Origin of the sequence: Trinickia sp. (assembly GCF_035492435.1) — a bacterium.
GTDB lineage: Bacteria > Pseudomonadota > Gammaproteobacteria > Burkholderiales > Burkholderiaceae > Trinickia.
Genome location: NZ_DATJJF010000141.1, coordinates 1 through 7,077, shown reverse-complemented (window position 1 = coordinate 7,077; position 7,077 = coordinate 1). Strand labels below are relative to the sequence as shown.

The 7,077-nt window shown below is 60.1% G+C and carries 5 protein-coding genes; 2 read left to right on the top strand and 3 right to left on the bottom strand.

The annotated features are described in order from the left end of the window. The coding region (locus VL598_RS10800; protein WP_414718699.1) for an ABC transporter permease at positions 1-238 on the top strand (238 nt) is incomplete at its 5' end. A gap of 43 nt (positions 239-281) precedes the next feature. On the opposite strand, the gene dsdA is transcribed toward VL598_RS10800, so the two are convergent. Continuing rightward, positions 282-1,643, bottom strand: coding sequence for a D-serine ammonia-lyase (gene dsdA / locus VL598_RS10795; RefSeq protein WP_325326707.1), 1,362 nt, complete (start codon positions 1,641-1,643; stop codon positions 282-284). A 192-nt stretch (positions 1,644-1,835) separates the two neighbouring features. Continuing rightward, positions 1,836-2,582: a glucose 1-dehydrogenase gene (locus VL598_RS10790; protein ID WP_325326708.1), complete on the bottom strand. Its 747-nt coding sequence runs from the start codon at positions 2,580-2,582 to the stop codon at positions 1,836-1,838. A gap of 428 nt (positions 2,583-3,010) precedes the next feature. On the opposite strand from VL598_RS10790, the gene VL598_RS10785 reads away from it, so the two are divergent. Continuing rightward, positions 3,011-4,195, top strand: coding sequence for a thiolase family protein (locus tag VL598_RS10785; protein WP_325326706.1), 1,185 nt, complete (start codon positions 3,011-3,013; stop codon positions 4,193-4,195). 93 nt (positions 4,196-4,288) lie between these two features. Here VL598_RS10785 and lon read toward each other — a convergent pair whose 3' ends face one another. Beyond that, complete coding sequence (gene lon / locus VL598_RS10780; protein WP_325326705.1) at positions 4,289-6,706, bottom strand: endopeptidase La; 2,418 nt, start codon at positions 6,704-6,706, stop codon at positions 4,289-4,291. Positions 6,707-7,077 lie beyond the last annotated feature (371 nt).

Genomic DNA, 7,077 nt, shown 5'->3' with positions numbered 1-7,077 from the left:
GGGCGTGATTTCCGGTGCGCTGTTCGCGTTCGCGACGTCGTTCGACGAAGTAGTCGTCACGCTGTTTCTCGCAGGTGCGGAACAAACGACGTTGCCACGGCAGATGTTCACGGGTATCCGCGAGAACATCACACCAACGATAGCTGCGCTCGCGACAATACTCACCGTTTTTTCGACGTGTCTGCTGCTCGTGCTGGAGTGGCTGCGCGGGAGGAACGCCGCGCGTGCCGTGGCTTGAGCGCCGGGCTTCGACGAGCACTACTGTGCTTGACGAGCCGCGACTACGTTAGATCGCAAGCGAGCAGCTCGCGCCCCTTTGCAACGTAGCGATCCATCTCCGCAGCCGGGACCATGCTGCCGCCCGTGGCCCAGACAAGGTGAACGGCACGCGCCATTTTCTCGTCGGTAAGCCCCATGCGCGCACGATAGCCCTGGGTCTCATCAAGAACGTAACGTATACCTGGAATCCCCGCCACGGCGGAAGGCTCGAGGCGAACGCCTTCGGTGTGCTCGGTCAATGCGACGAGCCGGTACAGCTCGTCATCGCTGACGGTGTAGTAGCCGTCGATCAGCCGTTGCATCGCCTTACCGACAAAGCCCGAAGGCCTTCCCACGGCCAAGCCGTCGGCAGCCGTCACGTTGTCGATGCCGAAGTCCTGTACCGATACGCCATCATGGAGACCGGTGTAGACACCCAGCATCATGCAAGGCGAATGTGTCGGCTCCGCAAAGAAGCAACGCACCGCATCGCCGAACGTCAGCTTGAGCCCGAATGCCACACCACCCGGGCCGCCACCCACGCCGCACGGAAGGTAGACGACAAGCGGATGCTCCGCGTCAATCGTGATGCCTGCGACCATGAACTGTGTTTTTAGGCGCTCGGCCGCCACTGCGTACCCTAAAAACAAATCGGCCGAGTGCTCGTCGTCGACGAAGTGGCAGCGGGAATCGGCTTCAGCCTCTTTGCGCCCCGCGGCGACTGCGGAACTGTAATCAGCGCCGTACTCGACGACGTTAACACCATGGCTGCGCAACAGGTCTTTTTTCCATTGGCGCGCATCGGCCGACATATGGACGGTCACGGCGAAGCCAAGTGTCGCTCCCATGATGCCGATGGAGAGTCCCAGATTGCCGGTCGAGCCGACGGCAATGCGATATTGGCCGAAAAACATGCGCGCTTCGTTGCTGTCGAGGCAGCTGTAGTCGGCACCCGAATGCAGGAAGCCTTGCGCCAACGCGAGCGTTTCCGCGTGTTTCAGCACCTCGTAGATGCCACCGCGCGCCTTGATCGAGCCTGAGATCGGCAGGTGGCTATCTGTCTTCATCCACAAAGCGCCGGGCAGCGGCCGCCCGTATCGCTGTGCCAAGTGGGCCTGAAGCGTCGGCACCGGTCGGATGGCAGATTCGATGATGCCGCCCGTCGCGGCCGTTTCGGGAAATACGCGCGCGAGATAGGGAGCGAATCGCACAAGGCGGGCGCTTGCGTCGGCCACGTCCGCGGCGGATAAACCCACGTCGCCCAGTGCTGACGAAACGCTGGCGGCAGCGGGATTGAACCAGCTCGTCTCGCTCAATTCAATCAGCTCGCGAATGATAGGGCGACAGGCACACCATTCGTCCAGTGACTTGCCCAGAATGACCATTGCTCTGCTCCATGCTCGTTGCAAAGAGAACGGGATGCGTTCCCGGCACAGCCGGCATTTAACGACAAGCGCAGGAAGCTGACAATGGATAGATGATCATTGTGGGGGACGTGTTGTCGTTAGGCACCCAACGATTGTCAAGCATTAAAATGTTTAGCAATGCATAGGCGGGGAGCGCCCCGCCCGCCCTCGTCACCGCATGCCGCCACTCGCAAGCAGGTGCTCGCCCGTCATCCAGCGCGCGTCGTCTGATGCAAGAAATACTGCGATTGACGCAATGTCATCGGGCTGCCCCACACGGCCGAGCGGTGTCTGATCCACCGTCACCGCCTCGAAGTCCGAACCGATGATCCCGCCGCTTCGCGTGCCCTCCGTGGCCACCATGCCTGGACCAATTGCGTTGACTCGGATCTTTCGCGGACCCAGTTCGCGTGCCAGCACGCCGGTGATCGCATCAATCGCGCCTTTTGTGCCGCTATAGACAGCGCTCTGCGGCGGTGTAATACGGGTGACGACCGAACTCATGTTGATAATGCTTGCGCCCTCGCCGAGGTGCTTAACGGCAGCCTGCGTCACGAGCAACACACCGAGTACGTTCGTATCGAAATGCTTGTGAAAGTGTTCTTCCGTAATTTCTTCGATTGGCGAAAACTCGTAGATACCAGAATTGTTGACGACGATGTCCAGGCGGCCGTACGCCTCGATGGCCGCATTGACAATCGCTTGCGCGTCTGCGGCCTTCGAAACATCGCCGCCGACGGCGATTGCCTTGCCATTGGCCGCCGTAATCGCGGCAACGACGGCATCGGCGCCTGTTTTGCTGCTTGCGTAATTCACGACCACCGCAGCCCCCTCTGCTGCCAGTGCGTTTGCGATGGCGGCCCCAATACCTTTGGACGCGCCCGTAACAATGGCCACCTTACCTTCGAGCTTGCTCATCATCGTTTCCTCATCGTGAGTTGGCGACACAAAGCAGAGCCGGCGACAAGAGCCGATCGGCTTGCGACGGTACAAATGTAGTCATCGCATCGCTGTCGGTAAAGCTATTCGAAGCGGAACCGTGCCGCCTCACACGAGATACCACACACAAGAAAAAGGTCGCATTCGCAATGCGGATAGATGTTTATTAACATGAACTCAGCCGCAAAGACGCGCGTCGGATTCGACAGATGAATCTGCAGGTGTCGCGCAACGATCATTACAAACTAGTGACCCGCCGCATCGCTTCTCGTGGGCTCACTCAATAATCTGTGCGCACGCTTCGAAGCCACTTCGGAGCGAAGCTTGCTCAATCAGGAAACGTTCGGCACTGATGTCGGCTTCCCATGTATCGATTGCGGCGCATCCATGCCACATTGGAGATGATCATGAAGACACGAGATGTCGTAATTTGCAGTCCAGTGAGAACGCCAATCGGAGCATTCAACGGTTCATTGAAAAATGTACCTGCAACGGAATTGGGTGCGATCGTCGTGCGCGAGACGCTGCGGCGCACGGGCATCGGCGAGGCCCATCTTGCTGCCGTCGTGATGGGCAATGTGGTCCAGGCAGGTAACAAGATGAATCCAGCGCGACAGGCGGCAATCGGCGGCGGTGTCCCCGTCATGGTGCCGGCGCTGACCGTCAATCGTGTCTGCGGCTCGGGAGCACAGGCGATCGTCTCGGCAGCACAGGAAATCTGGCTTGGGTTCGGCGAGGCCGCTGTAGCGGGGGGCATGGAAAGCATGGAGCGTGCGCCCTACCTGCTCGAAAACGCACGCTGGGGCTATCGCATGGGGAATGCGCAGATTTACGACAGTATGTTGCGCGACGGTCTCGTTGACGCGTTTTCTGGCGAGCATTCCGGTTGGCATACGGAGGACCTTGCAAAGGCGCTCGATGTTACGCGCGAGGCCCAGGACCGCTGGGCGGCGCGTTCCCAACAGCGTTTTGTATCCGCGCAAAAGCAAGGCCACTTCGACGCCGAATTGACCGCCGTGGAGGTTAAAGGGAGCAAGGGCAATGTCCTCTTTGCACGCGATGAGCAGCCTCGCCCCGATACGACAGTCGAGACGCTTGCGAAGCTGCGTCCGGCGTTTCGGCCCGACGGTACGATCACTGCGGGCAATGCCCCGGGATTGAATAGCGCCGCCTCAGCGATGCTGGTCGCAGACCGCGAATTCGCCGAAGCTCACGGCATCGAACCGTTTGCGCGCCTGGTGGCTTTCGGCGTCGCGGCGGTGGAGCCGGGCATGTTCGGTCTCGGGCCGGTACCGGCCGTGCAGATCGCGTTGGCGCGGGCGGGGTGGGCGTTGTCAGACGTCGAACGCATTGAGATCAATGAAGCGTTCGCGGTTGTGCCGATCGCAGTGGCACGCACACTCGGACTCGCGGAAGACGTGATCAACGTCGAAGGCGGCGCAATCGCGCATGGTCATCCGATCGGTGCGACGGGGGCCGTGCTGACCACCCGCCTCATCCATTCGATGCGCCGTGATGGTTTGAAGCGAGGCCTCGTGACGCTGTGCATTGGCGGCGGGCAAGGCATCGCACTCGCCATCGAAACCGATTGAGGACAGCGTCGCATTCGCGCGTTGCCGACCGCCGCGTGGTATCGCAGAAAAAGCGGAGGCGACGCGCCACACCCGGTGGCGCGTCCTGCCCTGTCAGTGCTTGACGAATTCGGCAGTTGCCGGCTCGTTCGCTGTCTCTGCAACGGGCGCTTCCTTCAGCTCCTCCTCAGGATGCGGCTCGGGCATGCGTTCAAGCGCGAGCTCGAGCACCTTGTCGACCCACCGCACTGGGACGATTTCGATCGCGTTTTTGACGTTATCAGGGATGTCGGTCAAGTCCTTGACGTTCTCTTCCGGGATCAGCACAAGCTTGATGCCACCACGGTGAGCCGCAAGCAGCTTCTCCTTCAATCCGCCGATCGGCAGCACCTCGCCGCGCAGCGTGATCTCGCCCGTCATCGCCACATCGGCGCGCACCGGAATGCCCGTCAATACAGACACGAGCGCCGTCGTCATCGCAATGCCGGCCGAAGGGCCATCCTTCGGCGTTGCACCCTCGGGTACGTGAATGTGGATGTCCCGCTTCTCGAACGCTTCGTCCTTGATGCCGAGCCGGCTCGAGCGTGAGCGCACCACAGAGCGCGCCGCTTCCACTGACTCCTTCATCACGTCGCCGAGCGAGCCGGTGCGGATCACATTGCCTTTGCCTGGCATCACGGCCGCTTCGATCGTCAGCAGATCGCCACCCACTTCCGTCCAGGCAAGACCCGTCACTTGCCCGATCTGGTTCTGCTTCGCCGCGAGACCGAAATCGAACTTGCGAACGCCAAGGAACGTGTCGAGGTTCTCGCTCCCAACCTTGACCGCGCCGTCGGCCTTCTTCAGCAGGAGCATCTTCACGACCTTGCGGCAGATCTTCGAGATTTCACGCTCGAGTGAGCGCACGCCCGCCTCGCGTGTGTAAAAGCGAATGATGTCGCGGATCGCATCCTCGGCAACTTCAATCTCGCCTTCCTTCAGGCCGTTGTTCAGCTTCTGCTTCGGCAATAAATAACGCTGGGCGATGCTGACCTTTTCGTCTTCCGTGTAACCGGATAAACGAATCACTTCCATTCGGTCGAGCAGCGGCGGCGGAATGTTGAGCGAGTTCGACGTCGCGACGAACATCACGTCCGAGAGGTCAAAGTCGACCTCGACATAGTGATCGGCGAACGTGCGGTTCTGCTCTGGATCGAGCACCTCCAGCAACGCCGAGGAAGGATCGCCACGCGAATCCATGCCCATCTTGTCGACCTCGTCGAGCAGGAAGAACGGATTGCGCACGCCGACCTTCGTCAGGCTTTGCAGAATCTTGCCCGGCATCGAGCCGATGTAAGTGCGTCGATGGCCCCGAATTTCCGCCTCGTCGCGCACGCCGCCCAACGCCATGCGCACAAACTTGCGGTTCGTCGCACGCGCGATCGACTGGCCGAGCGACGTCTTGCCGACCCCTGGAGGGCCGACCAGGCAAAGAATCGGCGCTTTCACCTTGTCGACGCGCTGTTGCACCGCAAGGTACTCGAGAATGCGTTCCTTGACCTTCTCGAGCCCGAAGTGTTCCTCGTCAAGCACCCGTTCAGCGTTGGAGAGGTCATTGTTGACCTTGCTCGTCTTGCGCCACGGCAAGCCGACGAGGGTGTCGATGTAGTTGCGCACCACCGTCGCTTCGGCTGACATCGGCGACATCAGCCTAAGCTTCTTGAGTTCAGCCTCAGCCTTCTTCTTTGCCTCACTCGGCATATGCGCCGCTTCGATGCGCTTCTCGAGCTCTTCGAGGTCGGCACCATCCTCGCCCTCGCCGAGCTCCCGCTGGATCGCCTTGACTTGCTCGTTCAGGTAGTACTCGCGTTGGCTCTTTTCCATTTGGCGCTTGACGCGCCCACGGATGCGCTTTTCGACTTGAAGAATGTCGAGCTCCGCTTCCATTTGCGCAAGCAGGTGCTCGAGCCGCTCCATCACCGGGAACATCTCGAGGATATGTTGCTTCTGCTCGAGCTTGAGCGGCAGGTGCGCGGCGATGGTGTCGGCCAACCGGCCGGCTTCATCGATACCGCCGAGCGACGTGAGAACCTCGGGCGGGATCTTCTTGTTCAACTTCACGTATTGATCGAACTGCGACACGATCGCGCGGCGCAGCGCTTCACTTTCGGCGCTGTCGGCGTAATCGGGATCAAGGGGCATGAGCTCACATGAGAACTGCGTCTCCTGCTCTTCGATCGACAACGCCTTGGCGCGCTGCAAACCCTCGACCAGTACTTTGGCAGTCCCATCAGGCAGCTTTAGCATCTGCAGGATGTTGGCGACACACCCTACTTCATACATGTCTTTTACGGTTGGCTCGTCTTTCGCAGCCATCTTCTGCGCAACGAGCATGATGCGCTTGCCGCTCTCCATTGCCACTTCGAGCGCCCTGATCGACTTTGGCCGGCCTACGAACAGCGGGATAACCAGATGCGGGAAAACGACGACGTCCCGCAAAGGCAGCACAGGGAGCGTCGTACGCTCGGAAGGAAGGAGCTGGGTTCCTGACATTTTCGTTTCCCACATGAGTGGCGCGTATTGCCAAGTGAAGTTGGTGCTCAGCCTGGCCACGCCAGCGCCTGAGCGCGTAAGTCACAGCGGTTCTGCTTATGCGATGAAGTGCTTCACCGAATGACCGTCAAATGCGACGGATATTCGGCTAGCGGCTCTGAAGGTTGTTCACGCGCTCGCAGACGTCTTCTTTCAACTTTATAAAATCGATCGTGCATTGCCGACCTGTATCGGTTGGGCATCGCCATTCGAGTGGATTGATGCATCAGCATCCCTTGCGTTGATCTCGAAGGCCGGCGGCGATGATGTGTGCGGCCATCTTTCTCAGTTCTGCCGACGTCGGGTCGTCTTGACGCAGTTCGACCAAATCT

What these genes read in the sequence shown, in the direction of transcription:
- VL598_RS10785 (WP_325326706.1), top strand. Translation starts at nt 3,011, where the DNA reads ATGAAGACACGAGATGTCGTAATTTGCAGTCCAGTGAGAACGCCAATC.
- VL598_RS10790 (WP_325326708.1), bottom strand. Translation starts at nt 2,582, where the DNA reads ATGAGCAAGCTCGAAGGTAAGGTGGCCATTGTTACGGGCGCGTCCAAA.
- dsdA (WP_325326707.1), bottom strand. Translation starts at nt 1,643, where the DNA reads ATGGTCATTCTGGGCAAGTCACTGGACGAATGGTGTGCCTGTCGCCCT.
- lon (WP_325326705.1), bottom strand. Translation starts at nt 6,706, where the DNA reads ATGTCAGGAACCCAGCTCCTTCCTTCCGAGCGTACGACGCTCCCTGTG.